The sequence below is a fragment of the Lysobacter sp. A378 genome (assembly GCF_054052125.1).
On record NZ_JBSVRK010000004.1, the window covers coordinates 255,055 to 273,750 of the forward strand.

Below are 18,696 nucleotides of genomic sequence, written 5' to 3' on the forward strand. Positions count from 1 at the left end.
ATTATCGTCCTTGGGCATTGGGATGTCGCAGGATCAGGCACCCGCATAGCGTACGGCGGCTCCGATCCAGCGCGCCACAATGCGGTCGGCAACCTGCGGCGCGTCGACCAGCAGTTGCTCGGCCAGTGCCTGCACCTGCGGCAACAGGTCGGCATCACGAACCAGATCGGCCAGCCGGAACTCGGCCAGGCCGGTCTGGCGGGTGCCCAGCAATTCACCGGGACCGCGCAGCGCCAGGTCCTTCTCCGCGATCAGGAAGCCATCGTTGGTCTCGCGCATGGTTTCCAGCCGCTGCCGCGCCAACATCGACAACGGCGAGCGATACAGCAACACGCAACTGGAGGCCGTGCTGCCCCGCCCCACCCGTCCACGCAACTGATGCAACTGGGCGAGCCCGAGCCGCTCGGCGTTCTCGATGATCATCAGCGAGGCATTGGCCACGTCCACGCCGACCTCGATCACCGTGGTCGCCACCAGCAGGTCGATGTCACCCGCCTTGAACGCTGCCATCGTCGCGCGCTTTTCCGGCGACTTCATCCGGCCGTGGACAAGACCGACACGCAACTGCGGGAGCTGTCCCGACAGGGCCTCGAAAGTCGTCTGCGCCGCCTGTGCCTCGATTTTCAGCGCACTGCCGGCGCGGCCACCTTCCTCCGGCTCGTCAATCAGCGTGCAGACCCAATACGCCTGCCTGCCCTGGGCACAGGCCTGGCGGATCCGCTCAACCAGCTCGGGGCGGCGCTCGCCACTGAGCGCGACGGTCTGCACTGGCGTCCGTCCGGGCGGCAACTCGTCGATCGATGACACATCAAGGTCGGCATAGGCCGACATCGCCAGGGTGCGCGGAATCGGGGTAGCGGTCATCACCAACTGGTGCGGGACGACGCTGTGCGCGCCCACAACGCCACCTGCGCCCTTGTCGCGCAGTGCCAGGCGCTGATGGACCCCAAAGCGATGCTGCTCGTCGACGATCGCCAGCGCCAGGTCGTGGAACGCGACCCCCTCCTGCATCAGCGCGTGGGTGCCCACCACGATCCGCGCCTCGCCGGAAGCCACCTGCTCCAGCACTTTCGTCCGTGCCTTGCCCGTGACCTTGCCAGCCAACCAGGCGACGCTGACATCCAGCGGATCAAACCAGCTGCGCAGGTTGACCAGGTGCTGCTCGGCCAACAGTTCCGTTGGTGCCATCAAGGCGGCCTGCCTGTCGCCGGCAATGGCGACCATCGCCGCCAATGCGGCGATCACGGTCTTGCCGCTGCCGACATCGCCCTGCACCAGCCGCAGCATCGGCGTGGGCCTGGCCAGATCAACCAACACCTCGCCCAGCACCCGTTGCTGGGCGCCGGTAAGGCGGAACGGGAGGCTGTCGCGCAGGCGTCGTGCCAGCGCGTGGTCGGCCAGTACCGGTGCGGCGTGCGCCTGGTGGGCCATGCGTTGGCGCCGCAGGCTGAGGTGATGGGCCAGCAACTCCTCCAGCGCCAGCCGCCGCTGCGCCGGATGGGTACCGGCGAGCAGCGCCGTGACGTCCGCGTCACCGGGTGGTCGATGGACCGTCAACAATGCCTCGCGCAAAGACGGCAACCGCAACGAGGACAGCACATTGCCGGGCAGCAGCTCGATGGCCTCGTCACCGGGCAGGCGATCCAGGGCGAACCCGATCAGTCGCCGCAGCGAGGCCGGACCGACGCCCTCGATCGCCGGGTACACCGGGTCCAACCGGTCACCCAGCTCGTCACCTGCCCCCTCATCCAGCAGCCGATAGCTGGGATGGACGATTTCCAGCCCCAGTTGGCCGGGGCGAGGCGTGCCGTAACAGCGGATCCGCGCGCCGGGCTGGAACTGGGCGAGCTGCGCGGCGCGAAAGTGAAAAAAGCGCAAGGTCACCGTCGCGCGTGACCCGTCACCCACAGCCACCCGCAGCATCGGCCGATACCGGAAGCTGCGCTCGACCGCTTCGACGCGCCCTTCGATCTGTACGGCGACACCCGGCTGCAACGCGCGGATCGCCGTCAGCCGGGTCCGGTCCTCGTACTGGCGAGGCAGTTGCAGCCACAGGTCCTGCAGGCAGGACAAGCCTCGCGCGGCCAACTTTTCGGCCATTTTCGGTCCACAACCCGGCAATACGGTCAGCGGGTTTTCGCCGACCGCGGCCAGTGCGGGTGCGGGACGAGTGGCGCGTCTAGCCAAGAACCAGGATCGCGTCGACCTCGAATGCCGCACCCTTCGGCAGGCCGGATACCTCGATCGTCGATCGGGCCGGATACGGCGCCTGGAAATAGTCGGCCATCACCGCGTTTACCGCAGCGAAGTCGCCCAGGTCGGTCAGATACAAGCCAAGCCGGGCGACCTGCTCCAGCGAGCCACCCGCGGCTTCACAGACGGCTTTGAGATTGTCGAACGAGCGCCGCGCCTGGGCGGTCACGTCGCCGGCAACGATCTCGCCGGTGGCCGGGTCCAGTGGAATCTGGCCGGACAGGAAAACCGTCTGGCCCATGCGCACGGCTTGTGAGTACGGGCCGATGGCTGCCGGGGCGTGGTCGCTGTGAACGGGGGTGCGGGACATGCGGGCTCCAAAGGGGGCGGGGTCAACCCACATTGTAGGAGGCTGGGCTCAGATCCGCTGCACCGCGATCACCACGCCGGACTTGCGGACCTTGCGGATCACGTTGGCGAGATGGCGCCGATCGGTGACCTCGATCGAGAAACGCAACACGGCCACATTGGTATCACGCTCGAGGTACTCGACCCGCTCGATGTTGGACTTCGCCTCGGCGATCGCCGCGGCAACCTGGGCCAGCGCGCCGGGCCGATTGTCGACCTCGATCCTCAGCGCAGCGCTGAAATCACCGCTGACCTTGCGATCCCACCCGATCGGCACCCAACGGTCCGGCGACTTGCGGTAGTCGGCGACATTGGGGCAGTCCAGCCGATGCACCACGATCCCCTTGCCCGCGGTGTGGTAACCCATGATCTCGTCACCTGCGATCGGCAGGCAGCAGTTGGCGAAGCTGATTATTCCGCCTTCCGCGCCGGTGATCAGGATCTTGTCCTGGGCCTGCGAGATGCCGGGCGTTTTCGGGGCCGCCCGGCCTTCGCTGCCAGGTGGGTAGGCCAGGATGAACGCCACTTGCCTGGGCATCTTGTTGCCCAGCGCAATGTCGGCCAACAAGGCTTCCAGGCGCGGGTAACGGCTTTCCTGCAGGTAGTTGTCAAGCTGCGCCGCCGGGATCCGCTCCAGCGAGCTGTCCAGCGCCTCCAGCGCACGGTCCAGCATCCGGTGCCCGAGCTGCACGGCATCCTCGTGCTCGATGCTCTTGAGTTGCTGGCGAATGGAGGTGCGGGCCTTGCCCGAGACCACGAACTCCAGCCATTGCGGCTTTGGCATCGACGACTTGGCGGTAATGATCTCGATCCGCTCGCCGCTCGACAGCCGGGTGCGCAGCGGCACCAGCTTGCCGTCCACGCGCGCGGCGACCGCCTGGTTGCCGACGTCGGTGTGCACCGAGTAGGCGAAATCGAGTGCGGTCGCATTGCGCGGCAACGACAGGATTTCACCCTTCGGCGTGAACAGGTAGACCTCGTCAGGGAACAAGTCGACCTTGACGTTCTCGAGGAATTCCAGCGACGAGCCGGCCGTGCGCTGCGACTCCACCAGTCCACTGATCCAGTGCTGGGCGCGGCTTTGCGCGCTGTTGGGGCCGTCGCTTCCTTCCTTGTACGACCAATGTGCGGCGATGCCTTTCTCCGCGATCAGGTCCATCTCCTCGGTCCGCAATTGCACCTCGATCGGCGAGCCGTAGGGACCGAACAGCACCGTATGCAGCGATTGGTAACCGTTGGCCTTGGGGATCGCGATGAAGTCGCGGAAACGCGCATCCAAAGGCTTGTAGGTCGAGTGCACCACGCCCAGCGCGTGGTAACAATCCGCTACCGAGGTCAGCACGATGCGGTAGCCGAACACATCCATCAGTTGGGCGAAGCTCTTTCCCTCGTCTTCCATCTTGGTATAGATGCTCCACGGCGACTTGACCCGGCTGATCAGTCGGTTGGGCAGCTTCTCCTTGGCCAGTCGCTGGGCGAGGTTGGCCTCGATCTGCACCAGGGCTTCGCGCCGGACCACCGGCTGGTCACGCAGGTATTTTTCCAGCACCGCATGGCGCCACGGATACAACGCGCGGAAGCCCAGGTCCTGCAACTCCGCCTTGATCAGGTTCATGCCCAGCCGCTGGGCAATCGGGGCATAGATCTCCAGCGTTTCACGGGCGATCCGCTGGCGCGACTCGGGATCTTTTGCGCCCAGCGTGCGCATGTTATGCAGGCGATCCGCCAACTTGATCAAGATCACCCGCAGGTCGCGCGACATGGCCAACAGCATCTTGCGGAAGCTCTCGGCGTTCGCTTCCAGACGGTCACGGAACTGCACCCTGTCGAGCTTGGTGACGCCGTCGACCAGTTCCGCCACGGTGTCGCCGAACTCCGCGGCGATGCAATCGCGGGTCAGCGCGGTATCTTCGATGGTGTCATGCAGGATCGCTGCCAGCAGGGTCTCGACATCCAGCCCCTGGTCGGCCAGCACCCGCGCAACCGCGACCGGGTGGGTGATGTAGGGCTCGCCGGACCGCCGCACCTGGCCGGCGTGGGCCTGCGCGCCCACCGCCCATGCCCGGCGCAGCGACTTGCGTTGCGGCTCGGTCAGGTAGCGGACGGCCTGCTCAAGCTCGCGCATGTAGTCGGGCAGTGCCGCATCGTCGTTGTCGACAGCGGGTCCGGGGCGACTACAGGCGGGCTCGAAAGAAGTCATTGAGGCAATCTACGCGTCCGGCGCCACGCCATGCAACGCGTGGGCTCAAGTCGATTTCCAAAACCAGACGACCCCGCACAAGGCGGGGTCGTGTCGAAAGCAACACAGGCCGGACGACCGGCCGATGCGGGGTCAGTCGTCGCCCTTGGCCAGGTCGTCGTCGGTGACCACTTCGGCAGCGGCCCACTCCAGCGCTTCGCGCTCCTTGCGGGCACGCTCGGACTTGTCCACCGCGTCGATGTATTCCTGGTTGATCTCGCGTGCGGCGATCTCGCGCAGGGCAAGCACCGTCGGCTTGTCGTTGGATTCGCTGTTGTCGATCTTGGATTCGACGCCGGTGGCGAGTTGACGGGCACGCTTGGCCGCCATCATGACGAGTTCAAAGCGGTTATCGACCACTTCCAGGCAATCTTCTACGGTAATGCGGGCCATGGGGCTCCTGACGGCCGGGGCCGTCAATACAGATGCAAAGGGGATGCGATTATAGCGACTGTGGGCAATGCAGGGCAAGTCACGTCTTTTGGAATCAAGCAGTTACGCAGCCATCACCGGTCGTCGGCCAGCAACGTGGTGATCAGCTTGCCGTGGCGCGCCACCTGGGCGTCACGCCGCAAGCGGCTGGCGGTGAAAATCGCACACATCTCGTCGACAGCCACGTTGAAATCGTCATTGACGATGACGTAATCGAATTCGCCGTAGTGCGACATCTCCTCGCGGGCGGCGGCCAGCCGACGGGCAATGACTTCCTCACTGTCCTGGCCTCGCGCACGCATGCGCAGCTCCAGCGCGGCGCGCGAAGGGGGCAGGATGAAAACACTGACCGCTCCGGGCAACTTGCGACGGACCTGGCGTGCACCCTGCCAGTCGATTTCCAGCAGTACGTCCTTTCCTGCCGCCAGTTGCGGCTCGACCGACTGGCGCGCGGTGCCCTTCCAGTCACCGTGGACGCGGGCATGCTCGAACAGGTCGCCGGCAGCAACCATGCGTTCGAATTCGGACTCGTCGACAAAGTGGTAATGCTCGCCATTTTGCTCGCGGGGGCGTGCCGGCCGTGACGTGAACGATATCGACAGCCGGATGTTCGAATCGCGGGCCAGCACCGCGTTGACGATGCTGGATTTTCCCGCACCCGAGGGCGCGGCGACGATGTAGAGAGTTCCGCGCATGCTCATTCGATATTCTGGATCTGTTCGCGGACCTGGTCGATCAATACCTTCAACTCGATCGCGGCAGCCGAACTGCGCCCATCCACCGACTTGGAACCCAGCGTATTGGCCTCGCGGTTGAACTCCTGCAGCAGGAAATCCAACCGGCGCCCCACCGCCTCGCGCAAGGTCAGCACGCGGCGCGCCTCGACCACGTGCGAGTCGAGCCGGTCGAGCTCTTCATCGACATCGAGCTTCTGCAGCCACATCACCAGCTCCTGCTCCATCCGGCCCGGCTCCACCGGCTGGGCGAGATCCGCCAGCCGCCCTTCCAGTTTGGCACGTTGGGCGGCCCGGATGACCGGCATCAGCTCCCGCACCTGCGCGGCGATGGCGGCAATGCCGTCAACACGCTCGGCAATACCCGCCGCCAGTTTGCCGCCTTCGCGCTCACGGGCGGCGATGAACTCGTCCAGCACGGTGTCCAGCAACCCCAGCGCCCGGGCCTGCAACGCGGCCGCATCGGTGGCCGGTGCCTGCAACACACCGGGGAACTGCAACAGCTGGGTGAACTCGGTATGCAGGCCCGGGAAACGATTGGACAGCTCGGTCGCCAGATCGCCCAACTCGCGCAGCCGGACCGGGTCGGCGTGCAGCCCGCCGGCACCTTCAGGCGAGCGCAACCGCACGGTGACATCGACCTTGCCGCGAGCGATGCGCGCGGCGATTCGCTCGCGCAGCACCGGCTCCAGCGCGCGCAAGTCGTCGTGCAAGCGGACACCGATCTCCAGAAAGCGGTGATTGACCGAACGCAACTCGCAACTCAGCGTCCCCCATTCGGTGACGCTCTCGCTGCTTGCGAAGGCGGTCATGCTGCGAATCATGCGCAATATCCTGTGATGAACGGCGGGGAGACGGCTGGGTGCCGGGGTGCCCGATGGGGGCGATTGATGCGAATGGTAAACTCGCCCACCCAAAACCCCCTAACTTCAACGGCAGTCCGCACCATGTCAACCACCGGCAGCAACGAATTTTCACGACCCAGCGGTCGCACGCCGGAACAGTTGCGTGAGGTCCGCATCGAGCGCGCCTTTACCCGCCACGCCGAAGGCTCGGTGTTGATCAGCTTCGGCGACACCCGCGTGTTGTGTACCGCCAGCGTGGAAAACCGGGTGCCCGGCTTCCTGCGCGGCAAGGGTGAGGGCTGGGTGACTGCCGAGTACGGCATGCTGCCGCGCGCCACCAACACCCGCAACGACCGCGAGGCCGCGCGCGGCAAGCAGGGCGGTCGCACCCTGGAAATCCAGCGCCTGATCGGCCGCTCGCTGCGCGCCTGCATTGACCGCAAGGCACTCGGCGAGCGCACCATCACCCTGGACTGCGACGTCCTCCAGGCCGATGGCGGCACCCGCACCGCGGCGATCACCGGCGCCTATGTGGCATTGACCGATGCTGTGAACTGGATGATCAAGCGCGGCGACATCAAGTCCAAGGCGGGGCGTTCACCGATCTTCGGCGCCGTAGCGGCCGTATCGGTGGGCATCTACCGCGGCGTACCGGTGCTGGACCTGGACTACGCCGAGGACAGCAACTGCGACACCGACATGAACGTGGTCATGAACGACGGCGGCGGTTTCATCGAGTTGCAGGGCACCGCCGAGGGCCACGCATTCCGTCGCGAAGAGTTGGCGGCAATGACCGCGTTGGCGGAAGCAGGCATTACCGAGTTGGTGGCGAAGCAGCGCGAAGCGCTCGGCCTTTGAGCCCGCGCCTGTGAGCGTCCGCATCGTCGTCGCCAGCGGCAACACCGGCAAGCTGGCCGAATTCAACCGCCTGCTCGGCGAGGCAGGCATCGAATTCGTCGCGCAGGGCGAACTCGGGGTCGGAGACATCGAGGAAACCGGGCTGACGTTCGTCGAGAACGCGCTGCTGAAGGCGCGCCACGCCGCCCGGGCCACCGGACTGCCGGCGCTGGCCGATGACTCCGGACTCTGCGTCGATGCGCTCAATGGCGCGCCCGGCCTGTATTCGGCGCGCTACGCCGGCGAACCCAGCGATGCGGCACGCAACATCGACAAGCTGCTGCAAGCGCTGGACGGAGTGCCCGAGCTGCAACGCGGTGCCCATTTCCACTGCACCCTGGCACTGCTGCGCCATGCCGATGATCCGCGCCCGCTGATCGCGCAGGGCGAATGGCACGGCCGGATCCTGACCGCGACCCGCGGCGCCGGCGGCTTCGGCTACGACCCGCTGTTCCTCGACCCGGAAACCGGGAAGACGGCAGCCGAACTGGAACCGGTAGCGAAGAGCCGCGTCAGCCACCGCGGCCGCGCGCTGGCGATCCTGCGCGAGAAGCTCACTTTGTTGCCTGCAATGACCGCATGACCCTCGCCCCGCCGCCACTGTCGCTATACGTCCACATCCCCTGGTGTGTACGCAAATGCCCGTACTGCGATTTCAACTCGCACGAAGGCCGCGGCAAATTGCCGTTTGCCGCCTACGTGGCGGCGCTGCTGGCCGATCTGGATCTCGACCTGCCGCTGGTCTGGGGCCGCACGGTGCAGTCGGTGTTCTTCGGTGGTGGCACTCCCAGCCTGATGCCCGCCGAATTCATCGACCGCTTCCTGCAGGGCGCCAGTTCACGGTTGCGGTTCGCGCCCGGTTGCGAGATCACGCTGGAGACCAATCCCGGCACCGCCGAGCACGGCCGCTTCGAAGGCTACCGCGACGCCGGCGTCAACCGCCTCAGCTTTGGCATCCAGAGCTTCGATGATGGCTGCCTGCAGCGGTTGGGACGGATCCACGACAGCGCCGAGGCCGAGGCCGCGGTCAAACTGGCCCAGGATGCGGGGTTCGACAACCTCAACCTTGATTTGATGTACGCGCTGCCGCAACAAACCCTGGCGATGGCCGAGCACGACCTCACGCGCGCGTTCGCATTGCAACCCGCGCACGTCAGCCACTACCAGTTGACCCTGGAGCCGAACACCGTGTTCGCCGCCCGTCCGCCGGCGGGCATCCCCGATGACGATGGCAGTTGGGACATGCAGGAGCACTGCCAGGCGATGCTGGCCAGCGCCGGTTATCGCCAGTACGAAGTCAGCGCCTACGCGCGGGCCGGCCGCGAATGCGCGCACAACCTCAATTACTGGAAATACGGCGACTACCTCGGGATCGGCGCGGGCGCGCATGGCAAGATCACCCAGGGCCACGACCAGTCGATCCTGCGGCGCTGGAAGCACAAACACCCCACCCGCTACCTGGCCGATGCCGGTACCCCCGCCGCGATTGGTGGCCAGGAGTTGGTGGCACCAGACCGCCGCGCATTCGAGTTCATGCTCAATGCGCTGCGGTTGGTGGACGGGTTCAGCATGGCCGGCTTCGAAGCGCGTACGGGTCAATCCCGGGCGACGATCGCGTCCCAACTGCAGACTGCAGTCGATCGCGGCTGGCTGGCGATCGAGAACGACCATGTGCAGCCCACCCCATTGGGACGGCGCTTCACCAACGACGTGGTGTCGTTGTTCCTCGATCAGTGAGGGTTTGGCCGCGCCGTCGATACCGGTGCGTTTCGGTCATAATCCGACCTGTCAGGCACCGTTTGCTGCCAGACGCGCCAGCGGCTCGGGGGGAGCCTGACCAACATGCCGCAACATCAGGATCCGCCTGCCACGCCAGCAGCACCACACGCTGCCGTGGCGACCTTGCCGTTGCCGACCCGTGTGAATGGCCTGCTGGTGCAACTGCAGGCGCAGCTGGCGGCCAGGCTCGGCCACGAGTTGGAGCGCGTGTTGGAGACGGTGGAACAAGACCTGTTTCGACTGGCTGACAGCGCCCGCAACACGGCGTTGCAATCGGGGCACTTCGATGACTTGCGCGGTTTGCGTGAACAACGCGACAGCTTCGTTCCGCGCTTCCTCGCCAGACTGGAAACCACCCTGTGGAACCTGCGAACCGCCGGTGCGATCGCCGCGCTCGACCCGCACGAGCCGGTTCAGCGATCCGGTCAGTTACGCCTGCTCGAGCATGACGAGATCGCCGAGGACGCCATGCTGGCCACCATGGCGCGCCGCCAGGAATCGCGCGCGGGGTTGCCGCTGCTGCTGTTGGGCCAACGATTCGGGGTGTTGGCCGGAATGCCCGCATTCGAGGCGGCGCGACTCCCGGTGGGGCCGCAGTGCCTGGGCCGGATATTCGCCGAGACCTGCGCCGAGCTGTCCCTCAACCTGGACACGCGATTGTCGCTCTATCAGCGGTTCGACGGTCAGTTGATGGCCGGCTACCCGGCCTTGGCGGAGTTGATGAACTCGCTGCTGGAAAAAGGCAACGTCCTGCCAGGATTGGCTTTTGTTCCCCTGCGCAAGAGTCGCGGAGCAGGTCCTGCCCTGCGGGTCGAGATCGACGACACCGGCAAGCGCACCGACAGTGCCGACCCCATTGCTGCAGCACCTGTCACAACGGGCGATAGACGAGCCCACGCCGAATTTGGTGTCGCCAGCGACGAGGATATTCAAGCTCTCGCGCGGCAGGAGCTGGATCTGCTGCTGGCAAGGCGGCGCGAGATGCGCCAGGCCCCGGCTGGCACCGGCGCCGACGCTTCCACGCCGGCCAGGATCGCGCTGGCCACCGCCGAGGTTGACGCCGCGTTGCATCAGCTCCAGGTGCAACCCGCGACGGCGGGCAATCGGCGCAGTACCGACCAGATCCGGCAGGCCCTGCTGGTGCAGAGTCGACAGCAGCGCGGCCATGCGACGTCGCTGTCGCCGCAGGACGACGAGACCTTCGAACTGCTTGGCCTGCTGTATGCACAAATCGGTCGCGAACTGCGGCGCGACACCCCCAGCGCCGGCCTGCTGGAACGCTTGCAGGTGCCCTTGTTGCGGGTCGCGCTGCAGGATCGTGGTTTCTTCATACGCGGCGACCATCCTGCACGCCAGCTGCTCAACGCGGTCGCCCAGGCCGGGGCCGGCTGGATCGCAGAGGATGAAGTCGATCCTCAGCTTGACCAGCAGTTGGGCCAGGCGGTCGAGCATGTCGTCGAGCATTACAGCGGCGACGAGACCGTATTTGAATCAGCCAACCAGGTCCTGGACGAGCATCAGCAATCCCTGGCGCGCAAGGCCGAAAGTGCCGAGCGCCGTCACGTGGAAGCGGCTCGCGGACGGGACAAGCTGGATCTGGCAAAACAACACGCCGCCGACACCGTAAAAGCGGCCATCGGCGACGCGGCGGTACCCCGGTTCCAACGCAATGTGCTCGACCAGGCCTGGGTCGATGTGCTGAGCCTGACGCTGCTGCGCCATGGCCAGGATTCCGGCCAATGGCAGGAACTGGTTGAGGCCACCGACGCCATCGTCGCCACCAGCACCGGCGGCCAGCCCGCCGGGGACGAGCTCCAGCCCCGGGTCGAGGAGGCTTTGGGACTGGTCGGCTATCAGGGCCAGGAAGCCAGTGCGATTGCCAGTCGCCTGGTCGGCGCGGCCGAAGAAGAACACGATCCGGCCTCGCGTACCGAACTGGCGATCAAGCTCCGCACAAGGACCCGGCTCGGTGCCGACAGCGCCTCAAAAGGAGCGCAATCCACGCGAGCAGGCGTGCTACAACCATCTGCGCAGCTTGCCATTCGGTACCTGGATCGAGTTTGCGACCAACCAGCAAGGTGACAAGATCCGGCGTCGCCTGGCGTGGTACAGCCCGGTGACCGGGCGTTCGCTGTTTGTGAACCGGCGTGGCCAACGGGTGGAGGATGCCGGGCAACACGACAGTTTGGACCAGGTCGCGCGGCTGCTCGCCGTGGGCCAGGCAGCAGTGCTCGGCAGCGAGCGTGAAAGCGTGGTCGACCGTGCCTGGCAGGCGACGCTGGGCGCGCTGCGCAGCCTGGTCGGCCAGGACCCACCGCAGGAGACTTCACCGTGAGTTCCATCGCCACCACCGAGGACGGCTGCGATCAGCGCCGTGGTGTCCGCCGGCCCGCCGACGGCGTGATCGCGGTTGTCGACTGCATGACCGACCGTACATTGGGCTTGCTTGGGAACGTGTCGGAGACGGGCATGTTGCTGATCTCAAACGTCGCACTGGTCGACGACGGGTTGTATCAGTTGCAGTTCCAGTTGGACAGCACCGACAGCCCGGCATCGTTGATCGAAGTCGGGGCGCACGTGTTGTGGCAAGCACCCACCTCCAACCCGGAGCGGACCTGGGTCGGGCTGCGCTTCATCAACCTGCCGGAGCCCTATCGGCAACGCCTGCACGGCTGGCTTGCGCGGCCCAGATGACCCGCAGACTCCTCGCAGCCATGCCCAATGTCCCCTGCGCCGTGGCGACTAATCGGTCAGAATTGCACCACTGACCCAAAGAGGATTGACATGGCAACCGAAGATCTGGCGAGCGCCTATTCCCACTACGTGGTGGAACTGCAGCGTCGCAGCACGCAGGCTCTGGAGCTTGGCGGTTTTGATCACCTGGTCATTCCCAGCGGGACCATTCACTACCAGGTATTCGATGATCGCGACTACCCGTACGCCGTCAACCCCCAGTTCAAGGCCTGGGCTCCACTGACCCGGAACCCCGGCAGCTGGCTGGTGTTCACTCCTGGCCAGAAGCCCAAGCTCATCTACCTGCAGCCGTTCGACTATTGGCACGTCGTGCCCCGTGCGCCCGAGGGCTATTGGGTCGACGAGTTCGAGATCATCATCATCCGCAAGAGCGCAGAGGCCCTGCAACACCTGCCGGCCGACCCGGCGCGTTGCGCGATCCTGGGGGAGCCGCAAAGCGCTCTTGGCAGCGACGACCAGCGCAACTTCGTGCCCAACAACCCGGCCGCGGTGGTGAATTACCTGGACTACCATCGCGCGTTCAAACTGCCGTACGAAATCATGATGATGCGCGGCGCAACGCGCATTGGCGTGCGTGCGCACCTGGCCGCAGAAGCCGCATTCCGCGCAGGCAGGAGCGAGTTCGACATCCACATGGCCTACTGCTCCGCGGCGCGCCAGGATCCCAACGAGCTGCCGTACCACAATATCGTGGCGCTCAACGAGCACGGCGCCGTGCTGCATTATTCCGATGCGGAAACCACGCCGCCGGCGCAGATGCGCAGCTTCCTGATTGATGCCGGCGGCAGCTACAACGGCTACGCCAGCGATATCACCCGCACCTATGCCTTTGATCGCGACAGCGAGTTCCAGTCACTGATCGACGCCGTCGATGCCGCCCAGCTGAAGATGTGCGACGAGGTACGCGCCGGCTTCGACTACAAACAGCTCCACCTTGGCGCGCACTTGAAGTTATCCGCCGTACTCAAGGACTTCGGCATCATCGACTTGTCGCCCGAGGCCGCGCTGGAAACCGGCGTCAGCAACGCCTTCTTCCCGCACGGGATCGGCCATGGCATCGGCCTTCAGGTGCACGACGTCGCCGGCTTCGCCGAATCCGACCGCGGCGGCACCATTGCCCAGCCCGAAGGCCAGCCGTTCCTGCGCACCACCCGTGTGGTGGAACCGGGCATGGTGATGACCATCGAGCCGGGGATCTACTTCGTCGACATGCTGCTTGACGAGGTCAAGAAGGGCCCACAGGCCAAGTCGGTCAACTGGGACAAGGTCGCCGCCTTCCGTCCATACGGCGGCATCCGGATCGAGGACGATGTGGTCTGCACCGATGGCGACCCGATCAACCTCACCCGCGAGGATTTTGCCGCGAACGCCGCGTGAGCCGGTAGCAACGGCCGCCGCCGACTACCAGCAAGCCCGGCTCCGGCCGGGCTTTTTTACTATCGACGTTGCTCATTACCGGCGCTCGCTCAACCCTGCGCCATGAACGTCTCAATCTCCTCCGCACTTCTTGCAAGCTTCCCGGTCAGCACCTTGTGGCCGTCCCTGGTCACCAGCACGTCGTCCTCGGTACGGATGCCGATCCCGCGCCATTTGGCGGCAACGCTGGCGTCATCCGGCCGCACATACAGTCCCGGCTCGATCGTGAACACCATCCCCGGTTCCAGCAGGCGCGACTCGCCATCGATCCGGTAATCGCCGACGTCGTGGACATCGACGCCGATCCAGTGTCCGGTCTTGTGCGGATAAAAACGCTTGTAACTGCCGTCACTGATACTTTTCTCCAGCTTGCCTTTCAGCAAGCCCAGCTTGAGCAGTCCCTCGGTCAGGGTCGCGACCGCCGCGTCATGACCGGCCGCGTACGCGATGCCCGGTTGCGCCAGCGCCAGCGCCGCTGCATGGGCGTCACCGACCAGATCGTGCAGCGCCCGTTGCTCCGTGCTGAAACGGCCGTTGGCCGGAAAGGTCCGGGTGATATCGGCGGCATAACCGCGATACTCCGCGCCCGCATCCACCAGCACCAGGTCACCATCGGCAATCGGACCGTTGTTGGCGACGTAGTGCAACACGCAAGCATTGGACCCGGTACCGACGATGCTGCTGTAGGCAGGCACCGAATCATTGGCACGGAAAACCCGTTCAATCTCCGCCTGCAACTGGTACTCCTGCATTCCGGGCCGAACCGCGCGCATCGCCGTCTGGTGCGCCGTCACGGTGATGTCGACTGCACGCTGCATCAGTCGCAACTCGTCGCGATCCTTGAACAACCTCAACTCGTCGAGCAGATGGCCCAACTCGAGGAACTCGTGCGGCGCCCGGTTGCCCATCTTCATCATTGCGCGCACCCGGTTGACCCATCCGATCAGCTTGAGGTCGAACTCGGCATCGCGACCAAAGGGGTAGTACACCCGCGAACGACCTTCGAGCAGGCCCGGCAGGATGTCGTCCAGGTCGGTGATGGGGTAGGCATCGTCCAGCCCAAACGCTTCCACTGCACCCTCGGGCCCGAATCGCGGCCCGTCCCAAGCCTCCCGGTCCCGGTCGCGCTCACGGCAGAACAACAGGGTCTCGCCATGCTTGCGGCCGGGGACCAGCACCAGCACCGCCTCGGGCTCGGGAAAGCCGGTCAGATACAGAAGGTCGGAATCCTGCCGGTAGGGATAGTGGGTGTCGCGGTTTCGGATCCGCTCCAGCGCTGCCGGCAGGATCAAGATGCTGTCGTCTCCGGCGACTTCCATCAACTGCTTGCGCCGCCGCGCATGGGCCTTGATCGGCATCGCCAACGGATTGGCCATGTCAGTTCAGTCGTTGCCGGTGTTGGGGGGCCAGCACGCAGTCGCCATGCACCAACAACGCCGCTACGCGGACGAACTCCTCGATCTCGGCCAGCGCCGCTTCGTCGTCCTCATCACCCTCATCCTGCGAGTGTGCGGCCGCAAGCTTGGCCAGGTCGCCCAGCGCCTCGGTGCTTTCCTCCGACAACGGCGGGTTCGCCCCTGCCGCCAGGCCAAAGCCGCCCAGGAAGCCTCGGCACCAATCAAAGACTGCACCGCTGCGGGCGGCCAGGGAGCTGCCGGAATCGGGTAACAGCAGCGCGAAATCGAAGCTGCGATCGGCCAGCTGTTCTGCACTGGCCAGGCGCAACTCATCCAGCGGGCTGCCCTCCTCGGGGCTGGCAACAGCGTCGTCGACCAGCACCTTGCCGGGCCATTGCCGCACGTTCGCACCACCGCCGGAAAGCCAGCCGCAGAGGCCGCCGTGAAGCTCGGAAGCGGGGGTGGACAAGGCCAGCTGATTGATTTCAGCTTCCACGGCAGCGTGGGTGGGGAGTTCTGGGGTGGAGCTTTGCGTCATGGACGATCACCGCCATTGGAGGGCCTCCAGTCTAGCAACGTCGCCAAGGTGCCATCGAGGGTGAGGTCCCGGATTATTCGGACGCGTTGAGCACGCTGGCCCGGCGGCTGACTGAACCAATCCGCCGGTCTGCCTCACCGGCCTTCTTGACCGCCTGCCCGCCGCTGCCTATCGTGCCAAGATGGATCGCTCCCCGTTGATTTCCCAAATGCAGTCGTTGGCCGCTCGCGTGGACCAGCTGGCGGAGCGCATGCGCAAACTCCAGGATGAGAACCGGAGCCTGCGCCAACAGCAGGAAACCCTGTCGAGCGAACGCGCTGCGCTGCTGGCCAAGAACGAGCAGGCACGGACCCGGGTCGAGGGCATGATCGCTCGCTTGAAATCGCTGGAGCAACACACTTGAGCACCAACCAACCCGTCAGCATTCGCCTGCTGGACCGCGAATATACCGTCGGTTGCGAACCCGGCGAGCAGCACAGCCTGATCGCGGCGGCGAAGTTGCTCGACACCAAGATGCGCGAGATCCGCGGCAGCAACCGCATGGCTGCCCTGGACCGCGTCGCCGTGTTGGCTGCACTCAATTTCGCCCACGAACTGCAACAGATCCGCGACCAGGACGCAGAAGGTGCGCAGGAGCTGACGCGCACCCTGGGTGACTTGAACCGCAAGCTCGACGGGCTGTTTGACTCATCGGCGAGCTGAACACCTGGCGACAGATCGCTACCGGTTTGCGGCCACCGCGCTATACTCGAGTCACGTCCTCTGCTGTGGACGACCGCGTGCGCAAACATACACCTTGTCCCTTAATTGCGACCGCGGGGGTGCAACGGAAGCCCGGCGTGCAAGTCCGCCCTCGTAGCGGAAAGCCCGACGGCCTCCAGGCGTCCCCACTTGAACCTCGGGTTCAAGGTCGTTTCGCGCGCATCGCCATCGGCGGAGGATTTTTCTTTCCAGCTGGCAGCCGGTTGCTGCTGTCGGCCAGTGCTATCAAGGATCGCGCCAGCCCCCTCCACACCGGGCTGGCGCACCGCCACTGTCGGACAGGACAAGCACGATGACGGTGGAACAGACGGCAGGCCGTCGGCAACTGCGCACCGAACTACGCGCCCGCCGCCGTGCCCTCCCGGAATCCGAGCGCACCCGTGCCGCCGAGTGTCTGGCCGGGAACCTGCTCAGCCTTCCATTTGCACCAGCCGGCGGCCACGTGGCCGGCTACTGGGCCATGGACGGCGAAATTGCGTTGGACACGTGGCAGGCTGGACTTCCCAACGGATGTATCTACTGTCTGCCGGTGCTTTCCGCGGGCAGGCTGTGCTTTGCGCCATGGCGTGCTGGCGACCCGTTGATCGACAACCGGTACGGGATTCCGGAGCCCACAGTCGGCCCGGGGCAATTGCTCGAAGCCGATCAACTCGACCTGGTGGTGGTGCCGATGGTGGGGTTCGATACGACCGGCCAACGCTTGGGCATGGGAGGCGGCTGGTACGATCGTAGTTTCGCGTTCCGGCAAGCAAGCCGGCCGCCGCCGCCGTGGATGGTCGGGGTTGCCTTCGACCTCCAGCGCGTGGATACACTTGAGGCGGCCGAATGGGACATTCCCATGGACGCCGTGTGCACCCCATCCCACTTCAGCCTCCACAGACCCAAGAATCCATGAGCAAACGCCGCCGATACTGGCTGATGAAATCCGAGCCCGAAGCGTTTTCGATCGACGATCTGGAGCGGGTTGGAACCGAACCATGGAACGGCGTGCGCAACTACCAGGCGCGCAACTTCATGCGTGACGGCATGGCGATTGGCGACGGGGTACTGTTCTACCATTCCAATACCAAGGTTCCCGGTATCGTCGGTACTGCCACCGTCGCAACCGGGTCCTATCCCGACGAGACCCAATTCGACTCCGAGTCAGATTATTATGACCCCAAGGCCACACGGCAAGAACCGCGTTGGCAGTTGGTGGACGTGACATTCGAGCGCAAGCTGTCCCGCACCATAGCCCTGGACGAGATCAAGCAACACGCTGACGAGCTGGGCGAAGAGTTCGCGTTGATTCGGCGCGGCAATCGCCTGTCGGTGTTCCCGGTCTCTGCTCACCAGTACAACTACCTGCTTTCCCTGGAGTAACCCCGGATGTCGGAAGCCAAGCGCCTTGCTGCGGAAAAGGCCATCGAGTTCGTCGAGGACGGAATGATTGTCGGTGTCGGCACGGGTTCTACCGTCGCCTACTTCATCGACGCCCTCGGTCGAATCAAGGATCGCATCAAGGGAGCGGTCTCCAGCTCCGAGCAAAGCACCCGGCGCCTGCGTGACCACGGCATCGAAATATTGGACCTGAATGCGTCCGGCCAGCTGTCGCTGTATGTCGACGGCGCAGATGAATGCGATCCGCACAAACGCCTGATCAAGGGCGGCGGGGCCGCGCTGACCCGCGAGAAAATCATCGCCGAGGCCAGCACCAAATTTGTCTGCGTGGTTGACCCGTCCAAGTGCGTCGACGTGCTGGGTCGGTTTCCATTGCCAGTCGAGGTCATCCCGATGGCCCGTAGCCTGGTCGCGCGCGAGATACTCGCCATGACCCGCGCCCAACCCGTGTGGCGGCAGGATGCGGAGGGGCGTGGCGTGGTCACCGACAATGGCAACACGATCGTGGATATCCATGGCCTGGCGATCACCGACCCGGTTGGGCTGGAGTCTGCGATCAACCAGATCCCCGGCGTGGTCAGCGTCGGCTTGTTCGCCCGGCGGGCAGCTGACGTGGTGATTATTGGCGGGGAACCCGCACGGTTCCTGTAAGCACCAGTTGCACTTCCTGCGGTCGCCGGAGAACCCATGGGGGTTTTGTTTTTACGGTTCGACGTCCATGGATCCCCGCCTTCGCGGGGATGACGCGGAAAATTCGCGGGGATGGTGCAGGAAATCCGTGGGGATGACGCAGGAAAAATGGATTCTCGCCCAAAGAAGAAGGCCGGCCCCTTGTGGGGACCGGCCTTCGGTGTAAATGCTCAGCAATGACCTACTCTTGCATGGCTTAGGCCACACTACCATCGGCGCGTGTGCGTTTCAC

General features: G+C 65.1%; 20 protein-coding genes and 1 other RNA gene. 13 read left to right on the top strand and 8 right to left on the bottom strand.

Translation table 11 applies throughout. The features are described from left to right. Positions 1-33: 33 nt before the first annotated feature. The 6 genes from recG to ACW7G1_RS14015 form a co-directional block, all read right to left on the bottom strand. The gene (gene recG / locus ACW7G1_RS13990) at positions 34-2,187 is read right to left on the bottom strand and encodes an ATP-dependent DNA helicase RecG (protein ID WP_456980360.1); all 2,154 of its coding nucleotides are present in this window, start codon (positions 2,185-2,187) and stop codon (positions 34-36) included. Beyond that, complete coding sequence (locus ACW7G1_RS13995) at positions 2,180-2,563, bottom strand: RidA family protein (RefSeq protein ID WP_456960742.1); 384 nt, start codon at positions 2,561-2,563, stop codon at positions 2,180-2,182. Before ACW7G1_RS13995 ends, recG begins: the two co-directional genes overlap by 8 nt. Before the next feature lie 48 nt (positions 2,564-2,611). Beyond that, a complete protein-coding gene (locus ACW7G1_RS14000; protein ID WP_456980361.1) occupies positions 2,612-4,801 on the bottom strand; it encodes a RelA/SpoT family protein in 2,190 nt (729 codons plus the stop codon). 132 nt (positions 4,802-4,933) lie between these two features. Then, complete coding sequence (gene rpoZ / locus ACW7G1_RS14005; RefSeq protein WP_456980362.1) at positions 4,934-5,233, bottom strand: DNA-directed RNA polymerase subunit omega; 300 nt, start codon at positions 5,231-5,233, stop codon at positions 4,934-4,936. Between the two features lie 113 nt (positions 5,234-5,346). After that, the gene (gmk, locus tag ACW7G1_RS14010) at positions 5,347-5,967 is read right to left on the bottom strand and encodes a guanylate kinase (RefSeq protein ID WP_456980363.1); all 621 of its coding nucleotides are present in this window, start codon (positions 5,965-5,967) and stop codon (positions 5,347-5,349) included. 2 nt (positions 5,968-5,969) lie between these two features. After that, positions 5,970-6,830: a YicC/YloC family endoribonuclease gene (locus tag ACW7G1_RS14015; protein WP_456980364.1), complete on the bottom strand. Its 861-nt coding sequence runs from the start codon at positions 6,828-6,830 to the stop codon at positions 5,970-5,972. A 123-nt stretch (positions 6,831-6,953) separates the two neighbouring features. Here ACW7G1_RS14015 and rph point away from each other — a divergent pair, with 123 nt between their 5' ends. The 7 genes from rph (at position 6,954) to pepQ (ending at position 13,658) form a co-directional block, all read left to right on the top strand. Then, positions 6,954-7,709 (top strand): ribonuclease PH, encoded by a 756-nt coding sequence (rph, locus tag ACW7G1_RS14020; RefSeq protein WP_456980365.1) that lies wholly within the window; start codon positions 6,954-6,956, stop codon positions 7,707-7,709. 10 nt (positions 7,710-7,719) lie between these two features. Beyond that, positions 7,720-8,331, top strand: coding sequence for an RdgB/HAM1 family non-canonical purine NTP pyrophosphatase (rdgB, locus tag ACW7G1_RS14025; RefSeq protein WP_456980366.1), 612 nt, complete (start codon positions 7,720-7,722; stop codon positions 8,329-8,331). Next, positions 8,328-9,485: a radical SAM family heme chaperone HemW gene (gene hemW, locus ACW7G1_RS14030; protein ID WP_456980367.1), complete on the top strand. Its 1,158-nt coding sequence runs from the start codon at positions 8,328-8,330 to the stop codon at positions 9,483-9,485. The genes rdgB and hemW overlap by 4 nt, the downstream gene beginning before the upstream one ends. A gap of 105 nt (positions 9,486-9,590) precedes the next feature. Next, positions 9,591-11,609: a DUF1631 family protein gene (locus ACW7G1_RS14035; RefSeq protein WP_456980368.1), complete on the top strand. Its 2,019-nt coding sequence runs from the start codon at positions 9,591-9,593 to the stop codon at positions 11,607-11,609. Then, positions 11,497-11,862 carry a DUF1631 family protein gene (locus ACW7G1_RS14040; protein WP_456980369.1) on the top strand — a complete coding sequence of 122 codons (366 nt, stop codon included), beginning with the start codon at positions 11,497-11,499 and terminating at the stop codon, positions 11,860-11,862. Before ACW7G1_RS14035 ends, ACW7G1_RS14040 begins: the two co-directional genes overlap by 113 nt. After that, positions 11,859-12,221, top strand: coding sequence for a PilZ domain-containing protein (locus tag ACW7G1_RS14045; RefSeq protein ID WP_456980370.1), 363 nt, complete (start codon positions 11,859-11,861; stop codon positions 12,219-12,221). The genes ACW7G1_RS14040 and ACW7G1_RS14045 overlap by 4 nt, the downstream gene beginning before the upstream one ends. A 90-nt stretch (positions 12,222-12,311) precedes the next feature. Further along, the gene (gene pepQ, locus ACW7G1_RS14050; RefSeq protein ID WP_456980371.1) at positions 12,312-13,658 is read left to right on the top strand and encodes a Xaa-Pro dipeptidase; all 1,347 of its coding nucleotides are present in this window, start codon (positions 12,312-12,314) and stop codon (positions 13,656-13,658) included. Between the two features lie 89 nt (positions 13,659-13,747). On the opposite strand, the gene ACW7G1_RS14055 is transcribed toward pepQ, so the two are convergent. Then, positions 13,748-15,073, bottom strand: a complete 1,326-nt coding sequence (locus ACW7G1_RS14055; protein ID WP_456980372.1) for an aminopeptidase P N-terminal domain-containing protein — start codon at positions 15,071-15,073, stop codon at positions 13,748-13,750. 1 nt (position 15,074) lies between these two features. Beyond that, a complete protein-coding gene (locus ACW7G1_RS14060; RefSeq protein WP_456980373.1) occupies positions 15,075-15,632 on the bottom strand; it encodes a UPF0149 family protein in 558 nt (185 codons plus the stop codon). 181 nt (positions 15,633-15,813) lie between these two features. Between ACW7G1_RS14060 and ACW7G1_RS14065 the strand changes: the two genes are divergently transcribed. The 6 genes from ACW7G1_RS14065 to rpiA all read left to right on the top strand — a co-directional run bounded on the left by ACW7G1_RS14065 (position 15,814) and on the right by rpiA (position 18,425). After that, positions 15,814-16,035 (top strand): TIGR02449 family protein, encoded by a 222-nt coding sequence (locus ACW7G1_RS14065; RefSeq protein WP_456960729.1) that lies wholly within the window; start codon positions 15,814-15,816, stop codon positions 16,033-16,035. Then, positions 16,032-16,334, top strand: a complete 303-nt coding sequence (locus tag ACW7G1_RS14070) for a cell division protein ZapA (RefSeq protein WP_456980374.1) — start codon at positions 16,032-16,034, stop codon at positions 16,332-16,334. The genes ACW7G1_RS14065 and ACW7G1_RS14070 overlap by 4 nt, the downstream gene beginning before the upstream one ends. A 54-nt stretch (positions 16,335-16,388) precedes the next feature. Continuing rightward, positions 16,389-16,576, top strand: a non-coding RNA gene (gene ssrS, locus ACW7G1_RS14075) — 6S RNA. A gap of 110 nt (positions 16,577-16,686) precedes the next feature. Then, the gene (locus ACW7G1_RS14080) at positions 16,687-17,289 is read left to right on the top strand and encodes a 5-formyltetrahydrofolate cyclo-ligase (RefSeq protein WP_456980375.1); all 603 of its coding nucleotides are present in this window, start codon (positions 16,687-16,689) and stop codon (positions 17,287-17,289) included. Further along, positions 17,286-17,756: an EVE domain-containing protein gene (locus tag ACW7G1_RS14085; protein ID WP_456980376.1), complete on the top strand. Its 471-nt coding sequence runs from the start codon at positions 17,286-17,288 to the stop codon at positions 17,754-17,756. Before ACW7G1_RS14080 ends, ACW7G1_RS14085 begins: the two co-directional genes overlap by 4 nt. 6 nt (positions 17,757-17,762) lie before the next feature. Next, on the top strand, positions 17,763-18,425 hold the full coding sequence (gene rpiA, locus ACW7G1_RS14090) for a ribose-5-phosphate isomerase RpiA (protein WP_456980377.1): 663 nt from the start codon (positions 17,763-17,765) through the stop codon (positions 18,423-18,425). Positions 18,426-18,696: the final 271 nt, after the last annotated feature.